Raw genomic sequence first — 19,351 nt, forward strand, 5'->3', positions numbered from 1 at the left:
GTCACATTAGACGATAGTCGTATAATAATCCTAAGTTCTATTATTGCAGTTCAATCATAAGGTTAAGTATATTTAGTATGAAATACTTTATAGTCGTGGTGTACTTGTTGGGTGTTGGCTTTATTCATTTTCGTGGGAAAGTTCGCCACCCAATTCTTAAACAATTATTTGATCATTCGGCTTTTGTCGCGCCATTTAATATGTTTATGTACATGTTTTCAAAAGTGCCGACTACACCTTATCTACCAACAAGTACTTTTCCTGAAATGCAGGCCGTCACAGACTCATGGCAGATTATTCTCGAAGAAGCGATCAATATGCGTGAGCAGGAACGTATTGCAGCTTCAAAAAACAATAATGATGCAGGCTTTAACTCATTCTTTAAAACAGGCTGGAAGCGATTTTATCTAAAGTGGTATGGCGCTCAGCATCCATCTGCCGCACTCTATTGTCCGAAAACGGTAGAAATATTAAATAAAATTCCAACTATCAAAGCTGCAATGTTTGCAGAGTTGCCGCCAGGCGCAAAACTAAATCCACATCGCGACCCTTATGGTGGCTCATTACGCTATCACTTAGGTTTAACTACGCCAAATAATGATGAATGTTTTATTAACGTTGATGGCGTGCCTTATAGCTGGCGAGATGGCGAAGCAGTGATGTTTGATGAAACCTACATTCACGAAGCTTATAACCGCACAGATCAAGACAGAATTATTTTATTTTGCGATGTTGAACGACCAATGCGCTATCGATGGGCACAAGCGGTTAATCGTTGGTTAGCTAAAACCATCGTGACCGCTGCAAGTTCGCCTAATGATGATGGTGACCAAACAGGATTTATCAACAAAATTTTTTATATTGCTTGGGTGGTAGGACAGTATCGCCGCCGTTTTAAAAATTGGAATAAAACCGTTTACAAGCTTACTAAGTTTTCTTTAATAATTTTGGTGGCTTATTTAATTTGGAAGATTTAAGTGACTGATGATTTGTTGAGGCTTTATATTCTTTAAGCAATTTAAGTGCCCAAGTGGGCATTCACGTTTAAAGCATGGGCTGCATTCTAGCGCTAGGTATTCTACTGCGGCTTTATTACTCATTGGCGGAGTATGGTGTGGATTAGATGAGCCATATATCGCGACTAATTTTTTATCTAATGCAGCAGCAACATGCATGAGCCCAGAGTCGTTACTAATGACGTTATCGCAAAGTGACATTAAATCTATTGCTTCACTTAAATTGGTCTTGCCACCTAAATCTAAGCATTGGTTTTCAGTGAGTTGGTTAATGGCGTTTGTCACTGGAATATCTTTTTCAGAGCCAAATAGCCAAACCTGCCAGCCTTTGCTTAATGCTTCTCGTGCAACTTCAGCATAATATTCTGCGGGCCAGCGTTTAGCCTCTCCATATTCCGCGCCTGGGCACAGCCCTAGTATTGGATTACTTGGCGATGATATGCCTAGTTTTTGTAAAGTAGCTAGTGCATGGTCTTTGTTGGCTATTAGCGATGGATTGGGTATGTTGTCAGGTAATGGGGCATTCTTCTTCAAACCTAATGTGACAAATCTATCCACGGTGCGCGGTAGCTTGATTTTATCCAGTTTACGAACATCATTTACCAAGCCATAACGCATCTCACCCAAGAAACTGGTGCGTTGTGGAATATTTGCGGCAAAAGGCAAGATGGCGGATTTAAGGGAGTTGGTCAGAATGATCGCTTGGGTATAGGCTTCAGTGCGTAGACTTTTACCAAATTTAATCCGCTCAAACAATGCAAATTGACCGTGTTTGAAGGGCAGGGCGATACCTTTATTCACTTCTGGCATGAGTTCGATGAGTGGTAATGTCCATGCAGGCGCAGCAACGTCAATAATGCAGTCGGGGTCATTTAACTTAAGCGTTTTGAACAGGCTTTGTGCAAGTACCATATCACCTACCCAAGACGGGCCGAGCACCAATATTTTGGAGTGCTTAGATGGCATATTTGTTACGGTGTCCCTAGCTACCACTACGAACCTAGTTTTTTGATGATGTTGCTAGTACTACGGCCTTGTACCAATGGAATCAATTTCACACTGCCGCCCCATGATTTAACCTCTGTACCACCGACTACTTGGTCTTCTGTGTAGTCGTCACCTTTTACAATGACATCTGGGCGTATAGCATCGATTAGTTGTAAAGGTGTGTCTTCATCAAATAAAATCACCGCGTCTACTGAGGCTAATGCAGCCAGTACGCGTGCTCTATCGCCTTCATGTACCACGGGGCGTGTTGGGCCTTTTAGGGCACTCACCGAGCGGTCCGTGTTTAATCCTAGGACCAGTTTGTCACCAGTTTTTTTGGCAGCTTCTAAATAGGTCACATGTCCTGCGTGCAGTAAATCAAAGCAGCCATTGGTAAAGACTATTTTTTGTTGATTGGCTTTCCAGCGGCTCACAAGTTCAGCCAGTTGAGCGCCATCACAAATTTTATCAGCCTGCGATTGACCGTCTTCGCTCACTAATGCTTTGAGTAATTCGGTTTGTGAAACAGGTACCGTGCCGACTTTGCCGACGACAATACCTGCGGCAATATTGGCTAGCTGTAAAGCGTCATGCGGGTTTAAGCCATGGGCTAAACCTGCTGCCAGTGTTGCAATTACCGTGTCACCTGCACCTGAAACATCGAACACTTTTTTTGCGGTTGCTGGGATATGCTGTATTTGTTTATCGTCAATGAGTGAAATGCCTTCTTCACCACGAGTAACGGCAAGAAAGTCTAAATTCAACTGATTTTTCAGTTGTTCAGCGGCATGTAGTAAAGCTTCTGTATCATTGATGTCGACGCCACAGGCCTCAGCGGTTTCTTTTTTGTTTGGGGTGAGCGTGCTGGCGCCCTTATATTTGCTGTAATCACGGCCTTTGGGATCGGCAATGACGGGTATATTCAGCTTTTTACAGTGCTCGATGATGGCTTTGCATGTGCTGTCACTTAATACGCCTTTAGCATAATCAGACAAAATGACCATAGCAGGTTGATTGCTCAGGGCTTTAGTCACATTACCAAGTAATTGTGCATTTTCTTCAGCACTAAAAGCTGCTGCGCTTTCATCGTCAATCCGGACAATTTGTTGATTGCCACTCATCACTCGAGTTTTTGAGACGGTTGGGCGTAATGTAGAAGTCATGATATTCGCGACCACGATGCCAGCGTTAGCAATCATTTGCTTTAGAGCTTTGCCTGCCGTATCGTCACCAATGCATCCGATGATTTCGGTATGTAGACCTAAGCCAGATAAGTTTGCCGCTACGTTGGCTGCACCGCCAGCTCTATCTTCGGATTGCTTAAGTAGCACGACAGGAACTGGCGCTTCAGGTGAAATGCGATTTACATTGCCCATTAAGTAACGGTCTAGCATCACGTCGCCAATGACTAATATTGATTTTTTGCTACTGGTGAATTGACGTACCGTGTCGATTAATTGCGAATTCATATGGGTAATTTACTTTAACTTAGCAATAAGCATCATCATGCATTAAATAATTCTGTACGTAATCTTGCACGCCTTCTTCTAAACTACAGAACGGTTGTGTGTAACCTGCGGCGCGTAGTTTAGCTGAGGTAGCTTCGGTAAAGTATTGATATTTACCTTGAAGATCTTCAGGCATATCAATGTAGGTGATGTTGGGCGATTTATTCATGCTCGTCATCACGTTAGTCGCTAAATCTTTAAAGGCACGGGCTTTGCCAGTGCCAATGTTATAGATGCCATTGGGGCACGCTTTAGCACTTAAAGCTGCTGTTAAGAAGTGAACAACGGCTGCTGCTGCATCTTTTACATAGACAAAATCGCGTAACTGCATGCCATCTGAATAGCCCTCTTTGTGACTTTTAAAAAGCTTAACGGTGCCAGTTTCTTTGAATTGGTTGAAACTATGAAAAGCTACGCTGGCCATGCGTTCTTTATGGTATTCGTTTGGGCCGTACACGTTAAAGAATTTGAAGCCAGCCCATGCGGATGGTGTTGCCAAATCTTTGTTTACTTGTTGTAAAGCCCATTGATCGAAGAAGTGTTTTGAGTAACCATAGCCATTCAGCGGGCGAAGATTTTCAATAGAAGCATCATCATAGCCATGCTCACCATCACCATAAGTCGCCGCTGAGCTTGCGTAGAAGAAAGCTGCATTATTGTTAGCGCACCATGTCCATAGATTCTGTGAGTAGTGGATATTGGCTTCAACGAGTTTATTAAAGTCACGCTCGGTTGTTGCGCTGATAGCTCCCATGTGAATAATGGCCTCAATATCAGTTCTACCATCTAGCCATGCCAGTAGTTGGTCTTTGTCAAAATATTGCACATATTGGCGTTTAACTAAATTCTGCCATTGATTTTCATGCGTAATGCGGTCAACAATCACCAAATCATCACGTTGAAGTTTTGTATTGAGATGCCAAGCGATGATAGAGCCTATCATCCCAGCGCCGCCAGTAATTACGATCATAAATGTGTTTTAAGCAGGTAAAACAGAAGTATAACGCTTATGGGCACTTCTATAAATTCAATTTTCGTTGCTACACGGCGTTGCTCACAAAAAATTACTTCTTACATATCAGCTATATGCGGCGGCGCAATTTTTTGCTCGCGCCTTGTTTAGCTTATCGCACGACTGTTATGGCTTTAGCCAGACTACAGTCGTGGTGATGCCCTTTACGGATAGAAACTTAAATTGATAGAAGCACCCTTCTTTAAGCTATCCACAGCGAACTTAACATTAGCTACATTTTATCTTGTAACAATTTAATCTCGCCATGTTTAGCTCTGGGTATCAATTTAGCAAAAAATTGTTGTACATCGTCAATGAGGGTAAACGCAACAGGAATCACCAACAGACTGAGCAGGGTTGAAGTCAGCAAGCCACCAATGACGGATACTGCCATTGGGCTCCGGAAGGAGCCATCACCTGCACCGAGCGACATTGCCACTGGCAGCATGCCTGCGGTCATGGCAATGGTGGTCATAATAATTGGGCGTGCACGCTTGTGGCAAGCATCTAGAATAGCCTCAAGCCTTGACATATGATGGTCGCGCCTTGCAACGATGGCGTACTCTACAAGCAGGATTGAGTTCTTAGTCGCGATACCCATCAGCATCACCAAGCCTATCATAGATGGCATAGAAAGCGCTTTACCAGCAACTAGTAAACCTAAGAAGGCGCCGCCTAATGATAATGGCAGCGCAACTAAAATCGTAATGGGCTGTAAAAAATCTTTAAATAACAGCACTAATACAAAGTAAATACAAATCACCCCTGTCAGCATGGCAATGCCAAAGCTAGAGAATAGTTCGCCCATCATTTCAGCGTCGCCTAGCTCGGCTTGCATCACACCTGCAGGTAAGTGTTGAATGCTAGGCAGATTCTTTACGGCAGTGACAGCATCGCCGATAGGTAAACCAGAAAGCTCAATATTGAATTGCACATTGCGCGCACGGTCGTAGCGCGAAATAACTGCTGGTCCGCTAGACATTTCCAAGTTAGCCACTTGCTCTAAGGGCACGCTGCCGCCGTGCGTGCTTGGTACGGCAAGCTTACCTAAAGTGCTAAGGTCTTGCCTGGCAGCATTGTTAATTTTGACGACAATCGCCACTTGGCGTTGATCTAAATTGAGCTTAGGCAATAGTTGCTCGTAATCGCCCACCGTTGCAATACGTAAGGTCTCGCCAATGGCATTACTGGTGACGCCTAAATCAGCCGCCGCGGCAAAGTCTGGTTTTACAATCACTTCTGGTCTGACTAATGCCGCGCTTGAGGCGATATTGCCTAAGCCTTTTATTGTACGTAAGTCTTTCTCTACGGCACTAGCGGCAGATGCTAACGCACTGGAGTCTTCACTGGTGAGCGCAACGATGTATTTTTCACCAGAGCCTTCAAGACCTACCCCCAAACGTACGCCAGGCAAGGCTTGTAATTTTTCGCGCATCTCAGTTTCAATGACTTGCTTCTTCGGTCGACTACCGCGCGGATCTAGCTGTATTGTGAGCGTTGATTTACGTGCTTCTGTACTACCGCCGCCAGCAAACGGATCGCTACCTGCTGCGCCGCCGCCTACAGTTGTGTAAATGCTGTTGACGTGTTTGATGTCTTTTAGAATTAGACGCGCTTGTTCGCTGATAGCAATGGTTTGCGCCAATGTGGCACCCGGTGCTAATTCAATGCGTACCTGTGTTTGAGAGTTGTCATCGGCGGGTACAAAGCCTTTTGGCAGAAATTGAATGAGCCAAATTGAGCCTATAAAGAATGCAATAGCAGCTAACGAGGTCAAAAGACGATGCCCTACGCACCAGCGTGCAAGCCGCATGTAGAAGCGCATGACAACACCGTCCTCTGATGTTTCATGCTGACTTGGCCGCATAATATAAGCGGCCATCATTGGTGTGAGTAACCGAGCTACCAATAGGGAGGCGAAAATGGCAATGGCGGCAGTCCAGCCAAATTGTTTGAAAAACTTACCTGGGATGCCATCCATAAAGGCGGTAGGCAAAAACACTGCGATTAAAGTAAACGTTGTCGCGACCACGGCTAAGCCAATTTCCTCGGTCGCTTCTAATGCGGCTTCAAAAGGTGATTTCCCCATGCGCGAATGGCGCACGATGTTTTCCACCTCTACAATGGCATCATCGACAAGCACCCCAACCACCAGTGAAAGTGCCAGTAGGGTGACGATATTGATAGAAAAACCTAAGTAATTCATACCGATGAATGTCGGAATAATCGATAAAGGTAATGCCACGGCAGAAACGAATGTAGCTCTAAAGTCGCGTAAAAATAGCCAAACTACCAATACTGCTAAAAGTGCGCCTTCATATAACATGGCCATAGAAGCATCAAATTCTTCTTGCACGGGTTTAACAAAGTTAAAGGCTTCAGTGACTTCAATATCTGGGTGCGCCAGCTTAATCGCGTCTAAAACTTTATAAACGCCAGCACCAACTTCAAGCTCACTGGCGCCTTTGCTACGACTTACTTCAAAACCGATGACACTAGTGCCATCTAAAAATGCGGCAGACTTAGGCTCTGCAATGGTATCGATCACATTCGCTACCTGATTCAAGCGAACTTTTCTGCCATCACTAAGCGCGATCTCTAAGTTGGCTAGCTCATCGGCAGATTTCACATTCGCCAAGGTGCGTATAGGCTGTTCGCTACCACTAAGCTTAGTTACGCCGCCTGCGACCTCTAGTTGAATTAAGCTCAGTTGGCGTGAAATATCTGCAGCGGTAGCGTTGAGTGATTGTAATTTTTCAGCATCTAGTTCTACCCAAATCTGGCGATTAACACCACCGACACGTGCAACACCGCCTACGCCCTTAACACCTAGTAATTGCTTGGTTAGTGCGTCATCTACAAACCATGACAGCGCTTCAGCGTCCATACGTTTAGAATGCAAAGTGAAGGCTAAGATAGGCGAGCCAGCCACGTTAAGTTTGCTGACTATCGGTTCACGCAAATCAGTAGGCAGGTCAGCACGTACCTCAGAGATTGCTGAACGGGTATCATCGACGGCCTCTTGCACAGGTTTTTCTAGACGGAACTCCGCGGTAATACTGACATTGCCATCTTGAATAGTCGTGTGAATGTGGCGCAGACCTTGCAGCTTGGCAATCGAGTTTTCTAGCTTGCGTGCGACTTGGTTTTCTAACTGTGCGGGTGATGCACCAGGTAAGGATGCGTTAACATTAACCGTGGGTAAATCCAAATCTGGGAAGTTTTGAATTTTCATCGCACTGAAGCTCATACTGCCCGCGAGTGTGAGTAGTATGAACAATATCAGCGCTGGAACTGGGTTCTTAATGGACCAGCTAGAAATGTTCATTCTGCGGCTTTCTGCACTGCTTTTTGTACCACCTTCACGCTGTCACCATCGGCCAAAAATGCACCACCACTTTCAACAATATCTGCCTCTGGCGCATCAAAATTGAGCAGCTCAACACGGTCCCCTGTGCGCTGACCAAGTTGAACTTTTGTTTGTTTAATTTGATTACCTTCTACTTGCATCACGTAAGCAAAGCCATCTCGCATCACAATAGCATCGTTAGGTAATGTAAGGCTTTGCGTTTCACCGAGAATAAAGTTACCACGGGCGAACATCCCCGTTTTTGCACTACCCGCTGGAATGTCAACAAATACAACGGCATTACGTGTTTTAGTGTCTACCACTGGCGATGCTGAACGCACTGACCCTTGTGTGATACTGCTATCTGGCAATGTGATTTGTACTTTCATGCCAGTTTTAATCTGTGAAATGTCTGCAGAAGTTAAATCAGCACGCCATTCGATTCTAGCTTTGCGAATCAGGCGAAATAGCTCCTGTCCAGGCGTATACACCGTGCCTACGGTGGCGGGTGCTAGTGAAATAAGGCCATCATCAGGCGCGATAACAGTTGTTTGTTTCAACTTAATATTTTGCACATGCATCGTCGCTTGTGATGCGCTAAGGCGCGCCTTAGCACTGGCTTCTGCCGTGAAATATTGCTCAATTTGCTGTTTGCTTAGCACCCCCGAGTCTTGAATGCTACGTGCGCGGTTGGCGTTACTTTCAGCTTCCAACAATGTGGCATTGGCTTCCGCAACATTTGCTTGCATTTGTGCAAGGTCTGCGTCTATGGTTGATGCCGCAAACTTTGCCAGTACTTGCCCACGTTTTACATGATCTCCCAAGTTCACTAATACCTCACTTAAAAGCAAACCGTTGACTTCACTACTGACGCTTGATTCTTGCCAAGCGGCAATATTGCCGTTCGCACTTAGTAGTCTGTTTAACGTTGTCTGTTGAGGTTTTACGGTCGTGACTGTTAAGCTAGCTTTTGGAGAGTTACCTGCACTACTGGAAACTGCTGAGACTTTGTCTGTCGTATTATCTTTATGGATAACTTTGTAATAGACTAATCCAGTGACTAATAAAAGACCGATGATGATTAAACTGATTTTTCTAAATTTTTGTTTTTGAGTGTTCATTTTTCACTTGTGCTTTCAATTCCAGTCGGAGGTACTTCTTTATGCTGCCAACCGCCGCCTGCTGCACGATATAGACTAATCCAAGCTTGCGTACGTTGTTTAAGATTATTAAGCGCAGTTGTTTCAGTGGATAATACGGTTCTACGTTGCTCTTCCAGCTCGATTAAGTTAGCGAAACCAGCTTTCACTTTGGTTTCCATCGCAACAAATGAAGCGCGATAACCACTTGCGGCTTCGGCAATATCGGCTTGACGTATATTGGCACTGTGCAAATTGACCAGTGCTTCTTCGACTTCTTTTACTGCATAACGCACTTTGCTGCGGTAATTGGCTGCTTTGTCCTCATAGTTAGCTTCAACGCTTGTCATCTCAGTTTCTTGAACGTCACCATGATAAATAGGAAATGTGACTGAAATTGGCCCTAAAGACCAGGTTTTACCATTAGTGCTAAACCCCGTACCTGAAAGCCACATCCAACCAATTGAGCCGTTAAGTGAAACCTTTGGCAAACCTTCAGCATAGGTGCTTTTCACATTCGCTGCGGCAGTGATTAAATCAGCCTCAGCAGTATAAATATCGGGGCGTTGTGCAAGAATCTGCGCAGGAATTTCATTGAGTTTAAATAGCCCATCTACGGCGTTAATATCGGCTTTAAATGGTTGATTGGCGAGCTTTTCACGTAGCACCGTTTCGTCTAAGTCAGCCAGGGCGACTAAAGCTTTAACTTCTAAGTCACATTGCGCTTGCTGGGCTCTAAGTTGTTGTATTGCGTCAGCCAAACTTGCTTTGGCAAGGTGGCCGTTGGCTGGTGCAGAAAATCCAGCATTAACTGCAATCTCTGTTAGCCTGACAGACTGAGCGCGAGACATTGCATCTGCCTGCAAAACACCCACTTGTAGCTCACAAAAACGCTGGTTAAAGTAAGTATTGGCGAGTTCTGCTGCTACTGATACACGCGCTTCGTGCCAACCTGCTTTTGCTGCACTCTCCTGAACTTTGCTGGATTCTAATACGGCGTGATTGGCGCCAAAAATATCCAGCTCCCAACTGGCTTGCGCGGCTATCTGTGCGCTGTTAAATGCACCGCTGCCACTATTACTTCCACCTTGAGCACCACTGCCCTGAATGGTTGTAGAAGGTTGTTGCACACTGCGTGAAGCTGATGCGCTGCCATCAACAGCAGGTGCTAATGCAGCGTTGGCTTGTGCCAGTTTAGAGCGTGCTTGTGCAATACGAGCTCTAGCACTAGCCAGCGTAGCAGACTCTTTTTCTGCGGCTTCAATGAGCGATAATAAAAGAGGATCTTGAAATTGTTGCCAAAACTGCGTTAAATTCGATTCTGAGCCGTTATGTGGAAGTGTCGCCTGCCATTTTGGGGCTATTTTAGTTGTTTTAACTATGTGTTGCGGGTTCAGCTTTTTGTTCAGTGATGTTAAATGCTCACATCCACTCAATATAAAACAAACTGATATTAAGTAACATGAAATGCAGCCATTAAAGCAAATTTTTTTAAACATTTTTTTAACATGCTTTTTTAGCATTTTAGCTTTCAAAGGAAGATGATCTATTTTGCGCCATCAGCACTTATCGCTAGCGCTCGTAATTTAGTCATTTCATTGTCTTTTCTTGCTTTACCTGCATCCCAATCAGTTGAAACCCAGCCTTGTAGATTTTCTAACGCAATTGCAGTCATCGCGTGTATCCAAGCTTCATTTTCATTGAGCGCAGGAATATAGTGGTACTCGCCACCACCATTGCTTTGAAATATGTGTTTACCCTCCATAGCTATTTCCTCCAATGTTTCGAGGCAATCGCTACTAAATCCTGGACAGATAACATCGATACGTTTGGTTTTAGCTTTACCTAAATCTTCCAGAGCGCCAGCAAGATAAGGTTTTAACCACTCTTGTTTGCCAAAGCGAGATTGAAACGCGATTAGATATTCATCTTTGCTTAACTCTAAAGCCTCCGCCAGCAAGCGGCCAGTTTTGTGGCATTGGCAGTGATAGGGGTCGCCACTGGTCAGGTGCACTTTTGGTACGCCGTGAAAACTCATCACTAACTTACTTGGCTTACCATTGACTCTCCAATGCTCGCGGACACTAGAGGCTAATGCAGTAATGTAAGCGGGATGGTCGTTGTAATTACGTATACTGCGAATCGCTGGCTGGTTACGTGTTTTGAGTAATACACGAAACACGGCATCCATGGCGGATGCTGTGCTGCTAGCCGCATATTGTGGATATAGTGGAAATACTAAAATGCGGTCGCAATGTTGCGCTTTTAATTTATCAATGGCTGATTGCATGCTCGGGTTGCCATAGCTCATGCCAAGCTCAACAGCAAAAGGTGAATTGATTTTTTGACCTAAAAATCCCCGTAATAAGGTAGTTTGTTTTTGCGCATGAACTAATAGAGGAGAGGCTTCTTTTAGCCACACTTGCGCGTATTTTTCTGCCGATTTTTTTGGTCGAATGACTAAAATAATACAGTTTAAAATAAACCACCAAATGGCACGTGGAATTTCTACCACGCGCGTGTCACTTAAAAATTGACGTAAATAGGGACGTAAAGCTTGTGCAGTTGGCGCATCTGGTGTTCCTAGGTTAGCCAATAAAATACCAACTTTAAGTTGGTCGCCGTGTTCGTATTTTGGTTCTGCGTTGTAGTAGGCCATGTAGGGTTTCTTCGTGTATTTTTCTGTTTTAATGATTAGGTTATTTTAATTGTTGGACAGTGCATTTGATAAAAGTTTAGCTGTGACATCCACAATAGGTATCACCCGCTCATAAGCCATGCGCGTTGGACCAATCACGCCTAGCGTGCCGACTACTTGGCCATCAGCTTCATACGGTGCGGTAATCATGCTGCACTCATCTAAAGGTAAGTAGCCACTTTCGCCACCGATGAAGATCTGTATACCTTCTGCACGTTGACTATTATCAAGCAATTGCATTAATGAAGTGCGGCGCTCAAATATTTCAAACAATTTGCGCAGGCTACTTACATTGGTAGACAGCTCGTCTACTTGAAGTAAATTGCGCTCACCTGCAATCACAACGCCTTCTTTGTTGTTATCTACCGCTTTGCTGCTAGCCTCTAGCGCGGCTGCCATAAGGCGATTCATGTCCGATTGCATTTGTTGAAGTTCAATATGCAGTTTTTGTTGCACCTCTTCAAAGGTTTGACCTGAGAAATTGGCATTAAAGTAGTTACTGGCTTGTGTTAGCTCACTTTGCGAGTATTTTTTTTCTGCCATTAGGATGCGATTTTGCACATTGCCATCGCTGGTAACGATGATGACTAATATCCGAGTTTCAGATAGAGGTAAGAACTCTAAATGTTTAAAAGCCACGCGCTTGCGTTTAGGAATCATCACCAAACCCGCGAATTGAGTCAGCTGCGAGAGCATGTCTGCTGCACTGGAAATGAGTTCGGTAGGGTTGGGCGAAGATAATCCACTTTTGAGTTGCTGCAATGCTAGCGTTTCTAAAGGTTGCACTGTCAGTAGTGAGTCTACAAACATGCGGTATCCCTTTTGTGTGGGAATGCGGCCTGCCGAAGTGTGCGGGCTGGCGATAAAGCCCATTTGCTCCAAGTCACTCATCACATTGCGTATGGTGGCAGCGCTCACATCTAAACCAGAATGCTGCAACAGGGTGCGCGAGCCAATAGGCTGACCATCACTAATGTAATGTTCAACCAAAGTTTTTAATAGTATTTGCGCGCGTTTATCCATGACTATACTATTTTGCCCGATTTATGGCATTAGTCATACTGATAACTACCAAATTTCCCCATACGACACGCTTTCACTATATTTAAGCTTTCACTTGGCGCAAAAAGGCATCTGTGATTTAATTTCGCCATGAATCAAACATTTAAGTCAATTGCTATTATCGGTAAGTATATGAACCAATCAGCTCTGCAATTAATGCAGAGTGATTTGACAGAGTTGGCACATCATTTGGCAGTAAGAAATCTCGAAGTATGGATAGAGGAAAACACAGCTCAATATGTTGATCTAGTCGGTTTTAAAGCGTCATCGTTAGAAAAGATAGGTAGCAAAGTTGACTTGGTGATAGTCATGGGTGGCGATGGCACGATGCTGAGCGTGGCGCGTAGCCTGATTGATAATAATGTACCGCTAGTTGGAATTAACCGCGGACGATTTGGGTTTTTAACCGATTTACGTGCCGAAGATATGCTGGAGCAGTTGGATAAAATCCTATCGGGTGAGTTTACTGAAGAGCCACGTGTGATGCTGACCGCAAAAGTAGTGCGAGATGGGCAATTATTACATGCTAATTTCGCATTGAATGATGTGGTGATTAAGAGCGCTTTGCGGCTAATTGAGTTAGAAGTCACTATCGACCACAAGTTTGTGCATAAACAACGTGCAGATGGCTTGATTATTAGCACGCCAACAGGCACGACAGCTTACGCACTCTCAGCAGGCGGCCAAATTTTACATCCTAATTTACAAGCGATTTCATTAGTGCCAATTTGCCCGCATACCCTCAGCAATCGACCAATTGCCGTGCATAGTGACAGCTTAATTGAAATTACCTTAGTGCAGTTCGATGAAGCGCATCTAAGCTTTGATGGGCAGTTCCAGTTGGCATTGGAAGTAGGGGATAAGATTATTGTCAATCGTGCAGAACAGACGGTTTCATTGTTGCATCCAAGCGACTATTGTTATTTTGATATGCTGCGCAACAAGCTGAACTGGGGCTAATTTAGATATGCTACAAAGCCTCTCTATCCGTGATTTTGTCATCGTCAGTCAACTCGATTTAGAGTTTGAAACTGGTTTTACCGTGCTCACTGGTGAAACTGGTGCTGGTAAATCTATTTTAATTGATGCCTTATCGTTAGCTTTAGGCGCACGTGCAGAAGGTGGCGTCACGCGCGCGGGATGTGATAAAGCTGAAATTAGCGCCATTTTTGCCATAGTGAATAACCTTGAAGCTCAACAATGGTTGCTTGAGGCGGAAATGGAAAATGAAGCAAACGAGCTGATTTTACGCCGAGTGATGTACGCGGATGGCCGTTCGCGTGCTTTTATTAATGGCACAACAGTGACGGTTGCTCAGCTCAAAGAGCTTGGCGAGCTATTAGTGGATATTTACAGCCAGAATGCGCATCACTCTTTGTTAAAGCTTGCCACGCAACGCAATGTGCTTGATAACTTTGGCGGTTTGTCTGGCTTAACATTGCAAGTTGCCGCGCAATATAAAATTTGGCATGTACTTAACCTGCAACGCTTAGAAGTTGAAAAAAACGCTAGTGCGTATGCCGATGAACTGGCGGATTTACGCGATAACACGCGTGAGTTAGCGCAAATTTCATTAAGTCCTGCCGAATGGGAGGAGTTGCAGCAAGAGCATTTACGCTTATCTAATGGTGCTGGTTTGATTACAGGTGCAGAAGAGTGCCGTGAACTATTGAGCGAGGGCGAATTATCTGCCACGCATTTGCTAACTCAGGTGCAGCATAAATTGCAAAGCTTGTGTGAATATGACACTTCAATGGCTGAAGCCACAGAAACTCTTGACTCAGCCGTTATTCAGCTTGAGGAAACCTCACGCTTTTTAAATCGTTATCTTCTACGTGCAGAACTAGACCCTGCTGGGCTTGCGAAGCTGGACTCCAGAATTCAGAACATACATAACACGGCTCGCAAAAATCGCGTTAAGCCAGAAGAGTTAGCAGATTTGTTGCTTAAATCACAAGCACGTATGGCGGAATTAGAGTTATTTGCAAATGACGGTGAGCTGGCTAAACAAGAGGTGCAAGCGTTAGCCGCTTACATGCAATTGGCGACACAGCTAAGCGATGGTCGTCAATCTGCGGCAGCTAAATTGGGCAGTCAAATCAGCACGGAAATGCAGCGATTGTCTTTAAGTGGCGGTAAGTTTGAAGTGGCACTGACTGAGCAAGCACCTACAGTCAATGGGCTTGAGCAGGTCGAGTTTTTGGTCGCAGGTCACGCAGGTGTAGCTGCTAGGCCACTTGCTAAAGTGGCTTCTGGTGGTGAGCTCTCGCGTATTAGCTTGGCGATTCGCGTTGTCACGGCGCAAAAAGAGAGTATTCCGACCATGATATTCGACGAGGTGGACGTCGGTATTGGCGGCGGCGTGGCTGAGGTCGTTGGCCAGCTTTTGAAACAACTAGGTGAGCAGCAAGGCGATAAAAACTCAACTAAACGCCAAGTGCTAGTGATTACCCACTTGCCACAGGTGGCGGCATTAGGCACGCATCATCTACGCGTGAGCAAATCGCTAGTGAATGCACAAACGCTTAGTACCATTGCTGTTTTAGATGACGAAGCGCGCATAGAAGAAATTGCGCGAATGTTAGGTGGTATTGAGATTACTGAAACCACACGCCAGCATGCTAAAGAGATGCTGGCGCGCTAAATTTTACTTATCGCAAGGCTGTTTTTCGCAGATCCCATAAATAGTGAGTGAGTGATCTTGCATTTTAAAGCCAAATTTCGCGGCAGCTGCTTCTTGACGTTTTTCGATTTCCGCATCATAAAACTCTTCAACTCGGCCGCATTTTACGCAAACGATGTGGTCGTGATGACCACCTTCACTCAACTCAAAAACAGCTTTGCCGCTTTCGAAATGATGGCGCACTAACAAGCCTGCCTGCTCAAACTGTGTTAGCACTCGATAAACTGTCGCTAAACCAACATCCTCACCAGAATTAAGCATTACTTTATAAATATCCTCGGCCGACAAATGCCGTTCTTTACTATTTTCAAACAGGCTCAATACTTTGAGTCTAGGTAATGTAGCCTTCAGGCCAGCATTTTTTAAGTCTTTTTGATCTTGCATCGTTGTTTACCCACATTTAATAATGACAGTGTTTTTGGTTCGCTATCTACGTGTTATATTAACGCTAATTCAAACTAAAGTCATAATATGCGTATTTTTTCTACTCTGCGGTACACAGTTATTTTATTAGCAGTCCTCTGCGCGTCTTGCGGCACAGCGCTGCCAACGATAAAACCTTATAAACTGGATGTACAACAAGGTAATGTGGTTACTTCTAAAATGTTGTTGCAATTGCGACCTGGTATGACCAAGTCGCAAGTTCGTTTCATTATGGGTACACCATTAATCCAAGATAGTTTTCACGGTAATCGCTGGGATTACGTCTATCAAATGCGTGAAAAAGGCAAAATTATCGAGCAGCGTCGCGTGATTTTAGATTTTGACGGCGAGTCTTTAAAAACAGTGCGTGGTGATGTAATTCCAAAAGGTAGCGAAACTAAAACCGATGAAGGGTCTACAAACAGTGGTACGCGTGTCATTAACCCAACTGAAAAGCCTGAAGAAAAAGGCGTACTCAATAAGTTAAAGTTTTGGCAAAAAGATGAAGCAACGTTAGCTAAAGAAGCTGAGGCCGCTAAAGCAAAGGCGGACGCTGAAGAAACTGCGAAAAACTCTTCAGACCAAGCTGCAGAACAAGCTAAAGATGAGTTAGCTAGGAAATCAGCAACACCCATAGAAGAGCCTAAATCAGATGAGCCGCAATCAATGATGGCTGTGCCGCTAGAGGCATTGCCAATGACGGCTGATGTGCCTGCGGCAGCTATTGCAGTTGAAGCACCAGCTGTTGTTGAAGCGCCACCAGTAGTGGCGCCGGAAAAAGAACTTGTACCTTTAGTTGAGCCTAGCCCGGTTGCAGAGAAGCAAGCTGTAGTCGAAAAAAAAATAGCGCAACCTGTAGTTGATACGCCAGCCAACATTGAACCAGTTAAAGTTGAATCTATAAAATCGGTTACTGAGCCATTGACGCCATACGAATCAACTTCTGGTATGAAGTTTGATAGAAATCTAAAATTGACTGAAGCGGCTGAAGTTGAAGCCGCGTCAGTGCCTGTGGCACCAAGAGCTGGTAATAAGTCTGTGCCTAAGCCAAAAGACTTACCCACAGAAGGTACGCCAAGTTTTTTTGACAGAATGCTAGAGAAAATTGGTTTTTAATTTTCAATCGCATACCTAACTACAAAGTGTGGTTAGGTAGTCACTAGAACATTGTTTTTTCAAAAATAGTATAGATTTATTAGGTAGTTAGAATTATGTCAAATCCTCTAAAAGTGGTCATTGCCGGCTGTTCTGGTCGCATGGGTCACGCACTTCTCGAATGTGTATTTGCTGATGCAGACTTAGTGTTGCATGGCGCGCTTGATCGTTCAGGTAACTCTCAGCTTGGCCGTGATGCAGGTGAGCAGCAAGGCAAGATTTCAGGGGTTATGGTCACAGATAATATAGACGAAGCTTTGAAAGGTGCGGATATTCTGGTCGATTTTACCCGTCCAGAAGCTAGTTTGATGTATTTAGAGGCCTGCCAAAAACACCATGTAAAAATGATTATTGGCACTACTGGTTTTTCTGCGGAGCAAAAGTTACTGATAGAAGCTGCGTCTAAAAATATAGCGATTGTTTTTGCGCCCAATACCAGTGTTGGCGTGTCTTTATTGATAAACCTAGTACAGGCTGCTGCAAAAGTGTTGAATGAAGGTTTTGATATCGAAATTATTGAAGCACATCATCGCTTTAAAGTGGATGCTCCATCTGGTACCGCTTTGCGTTTGGGTGAAGCTGCAGCAAGTGCGCTGGGTCGCAATTTAGAAGATTGTGCCGTTTATGGACGTGAAGGCGTGACAGGTGAGCGTGACCCTAGCACTATTGGTTTTGCTACGGTGCGTGGCGGAGACGTGGTGGGAGATCATACGGTGCTATTTGCGGGCTTAGGTGAGCGTGTAGAGTTAACGCACAAAGCCAGCAGCCGCGCTACATTTGCATCAGGCGCTTTACGCGCCGCAAAATTTTTAATAGGTAAACAAGCTGGACTCTTTGATATGCAAGATGTTTTAGGCTTGAGATAATCACGTTTAGCTAACCTTAGGTACTCAAAAAAGCGCAATTTGCAGTATTTTTAGTCACATATCTTGATTTTAAATCAAGATTCTATTCAGAATTCAGAATTCAGAATTCAGAAACGAAATTTTCATGATTAAGTTTGGCGGATTAAAATCTTTCTTATCTAGCGCTAGATTCTTTTACATCTTTTTATTTACGATTACCTCGGCTGCGGGTGTGTTGTTTGTGATACATACTAAGCAAGCGCAAGACGAGGAAATGCGAAATAATTTAATCACTTACGCCAGAACCATTGAGAAGTCTATCGACTGGCAACCCTTTGCCAAGACGTTAAATACCGATCCAGAACTCATTAAGGTTGAAGATTTGGTCGAGCTTAACGCTAAATTGAATAGCGCATGTAGAGTGAATGCAGATTGCCATTTTATCTACCTATTGTATTTAGATAAAACTCAAAGTAAAAAACAGGTTCGATTTTTACTTGATGCAAGCCCTCAACCGCCCTCAGAAATATCCAAGCTTGCTGAAATATTTACAGAAGCGAGTGACGAGCTCAAACGCGTAATGAAAATAAGAGCGCCTATTGTTGAGGGCCCTGTTACCGATCATTGGGGTTCTTGGATAAGTGCGCGCGTGCCTGTGACTGTTACGGTTAAAACACCAAATTTTGTCATGCTGAATGTAGATGTGGCGGCAAAAGGCTGGAATAAGCGCTTGCTAAGTAAAACTTTGCTCCCCGCATTGCTAACGTTATTCTTTTTGTTGATATTGACGGGTTTGATTCTTAGAAATGAATATGTAGAAAACTTGCTTAAGCAATTATTTGACTCAACTACTGTGCTTTCAGAGTTGGCCTACTACGATGCGCTGACAGGCTTGCCAAATCGCAGGCTTTTAGATGATAGAGCAGCGCAAGCATTTAAAGCAGCAAAGCGTTCTAAGCAAATGGTCGCGATTATGTTCTTAGATTTAGATTATTTCAAAGCGGTCAATGATGATTATGGGCACGAGGTAGGTGACCGATTGTTGGTAGGCGTGGCAGGGCGTTTAAAAGAATTACTTCGCACAGATGATACCGTTGCCAGAATAGGTGGTGATGAGTTTGTAATTCTGTTGCCAAAAGTGGAAGACGAACAGCAAGCGACAGTAGCCGCAGAGAAAATCATTAAAGAGTTGACTAAACCTTTTGAGATTGACGGTAAAGTGTTGGAAATTGGCGGTAGCTTGGGGGTAGCGATTTATTCTAAGTCAGGTGTTACACCCGCTAATTTGTTAAAATGTGCTGATGAGGCAATGTATTCAGCTAAACGGCTGGGTCGCAATATGTTTGTTGTCTATGCAGATGATATTTTAGCTTCAAACGAAGAGTAATTGTGCCAGTAGTAGACAGTCCAAATTTATCGTTTTTGGACTATCTTTACTTTGAATTCACCATGTTTTAGTCAAAGCAATTTTGCG

15 protein-coding genes are annotated in these 19,351 nt (G+C 44.2%); 6 read left to right on the forward strand and 9 right to left on the reverse strand.

The genetic code is table 11. From position 1 onward, the window contains the following. The first annotated feature begins 77 nt into the window (after positions 1–77). Positions 78–977 carry a lipid A hydroxylase LpxO gene (gene lpxO, locus PSU78_RS01785; RefSeq protein WP_300383324.1) on the forward strand — a complete coding sequence of 300 codons (900 nt, stop codon included), beginning with the start codon at positions 78–80 and terminating at the stop codon, positions 975–977. Here lpxO and waaF read toward each other — a convergent pair. The 8 genes from waaF to hrcA all read right to left on the reverse strand — a co-directional run bounded on the left by waaF (position 960) and on the right by hrcA (position 12,732). Then, complete coding sequence (gene waaF, locus PSU78_RS01790; RefSeq protein ID WP_300383327.1) at positions 960–1,982, reverse strand: lipopolysaccharide heptosyltransferase II; 1,023 nt, start codon at positions 1,980–1,982, stop codon at positions 960–962. The two genes, lpxO and waaF, sit on opposite strands and share 18 nt — an antisense overlap. A 26-nt stretch (positions 1,983–2,008) precedes the next feature. Then, on the reverse strand, positions 2,009–3,472 hold the full coding sequence (gene hldE / locus PSU78_RS01795) for a bifunctional D-glycero-beta-D-manno-heptose-7-phosphate kinase/D-glycero-beta-D-manno-heptose 1-phosphate adenylyltransferase HldE (protein WP_300383330.1): 1,464 nt from the start codon (positions 3,470–3,472) through the stop codon (positions 2,009–2,011). 19 nt (positions 3,473–3,491) lie between these two features. Next, the gene (rfaD, locus tag PSU78_RS01800; RefSeq protein ID WP_300383333.1) at positions 3,492–4,481 is read right to left on the reverse strand and encodes an ADP-glyceromanno-heptose 6-epimerase; all 990 of its coding nucleotides are present in this window, start codon (positions 4,479–4,481) and stop codon (positions 3,492–3,494) included. Positions 4,482–4,755: 274 nt separating this feature from the next. Continuing rightward, positions 4,756–7,851 (reverse strand): efflux RND transporter permease subunit, encoded by a 3,096-nt coding sequence (locus tag PSU78_RS01805; protein WP_300383336.1) that lies wholly within the window; start codon positions 7,849–7,851, stop codon positions 4,756–4,758. After that, a complete protein-coding gene (locus PSU78_RS01810) occupies positions 7,848–8,993 on the reverse strand; it encodes an efflux RND transporter periplasmic adaptor subunit (protein WP_300383339.1) in 1,146 nt (381 codons plus the stop codon). Before PSU78_RS01810 ends, PSU78_RS01805 begins: the two co-directional genes overlap by 4 nt. Further along, positions 8,990–10,510, reverse strand: coding sequence for an efflux transporter outer membrane subunit (locus PSU78_RS01815; protein WP_300383342.1), 1,521 nt, complete (start codon positions 10,508–10,510; stop codon positions 8,990–8,992). Before PSU78_RS01815 ends, PSU78_RS01810 begins: the two co-directional genes overlap by 4 nt. A gap of 47 nt (positions 10,511–10,557) precedes the next feature. Continuing rightward, complete coding sequence (gene hemH / locus PSU78_RS01820; protein ID WP_300383345.1) at positions 10,558–11,670, reverse strand: ferrochelatase; 1,113 nt, start codon at positions 11,668–11,670, stop codon at positions 10,558–10,560. Between the two features lie 45 nt (positions 11,671–11,715). Then, entirely contained in the window at positions 11,716–12,732 is a 1,017-nt protein-coding gene (gene hrcA / locus PSU78_RS01825; protein WP_300383348.1) for a heat-inducible transcriptional repressor HrcA, read from the reverse strand. Positions 12,733–12,861: 129 nt separating this feature from the next. Here hrcA and PSU78_RS01830 point away from each other — a divergent pair, with 129 nt between their 5' ends. Both PSU78_RS01830 and recN read left to right on the forward strand, forming a co-directional pair. Then, positions 12,862–13,731: an NAD(+) kinase gene (locus PSU78_RS01830; RefSeq protein ID WP_300383351.1), complete on the forward strand. Its 870-nt coding sequence runs from the start codon at positions 12,862–12,864 to the stop codon at positions 13,729–13,731. Positions 13,732–13,738: 7 nt separating this feature from the next. Then, entirely contained in the window at positions 13,739–15,415 is a 1,677-nt protein-coding gene (recN, locus tag PSU78_RS01835) for a DNA repair protein RecN (protein WP_300383354.1), read from the forward strand. A 3-nt stretch (positions 15,416–15,418) separates the two neighbouring features. Here the strand turns inward: recN and fur are convergent, their stop codons facing one another. Next, the gene (fur, locus tag PSU78_RS01840; RefSeq protein ID WP_300383357.1) at positions 15,419–15,838 is read right to left on the reverse strand and encodes a ferric iron uptake transcriptional regulator; all 420 of its coding nucleotides are present in this window, start codon (positions 15,836–15,838) and stop codon (positions 15,419–15,421) included. 87 nt (positions 15,839–15,925) lie between these two features. Between fur and bamE the strand changes: the two genes are divergently transcribed. The 3 genes from bamE to PSU78_RS01855 all read left to right on the forward strand — a co-directional run bounded on the left by bamE (position 15,926) and on the right by PSU78_RS01855 (position 19,264). Further along, entirely contained in the window at positions 15,926–16,993 is a 1,068-nt protein-coding gene (gene bamE / locus PSU78_RS01845) for an outer membrane protein assembly factor BamE (RefSeq protein ID WP_300383360.1), read from the forward strand. Positions 16,994–17,088: 95 nt separating this feature from the next. Continuing rightward, positions 17,089–17,898: a 4-hydroxy-tetrahydrodipicolinate reductase gene (dapB, locus tag PSU78_RS01850; protein WP_300383363.1), complete on the forward strand. Its 810-nt coding sequence runs from the start codon at positions 17,089–17,091 to the stop codon at positions 17,896–17,898. Between the two features lie 124 nt (positions 17,899–18,022). Further along, positions 18,023–19,264, forward strand: coding sequence for a GGDEF domain-containing protein (locus PSU78_RS01855; protein WP_300383366.1), 1,242 nt, complete (start codon positions 18,023–18,025; stop codon positions 19,262–19,264). Positions 19,265–19,351 lie beyond the last annotated feature (87 nt).

The sequence above is a fragment of the Methylotenera sp. genome, assembly GCF_029945705.1.
Classification (GTDB): Bacteria; Pseudomonadota; Gammaproteobacteria; order Burkholderiales; family Methylophilaceae; genus Methylotenera.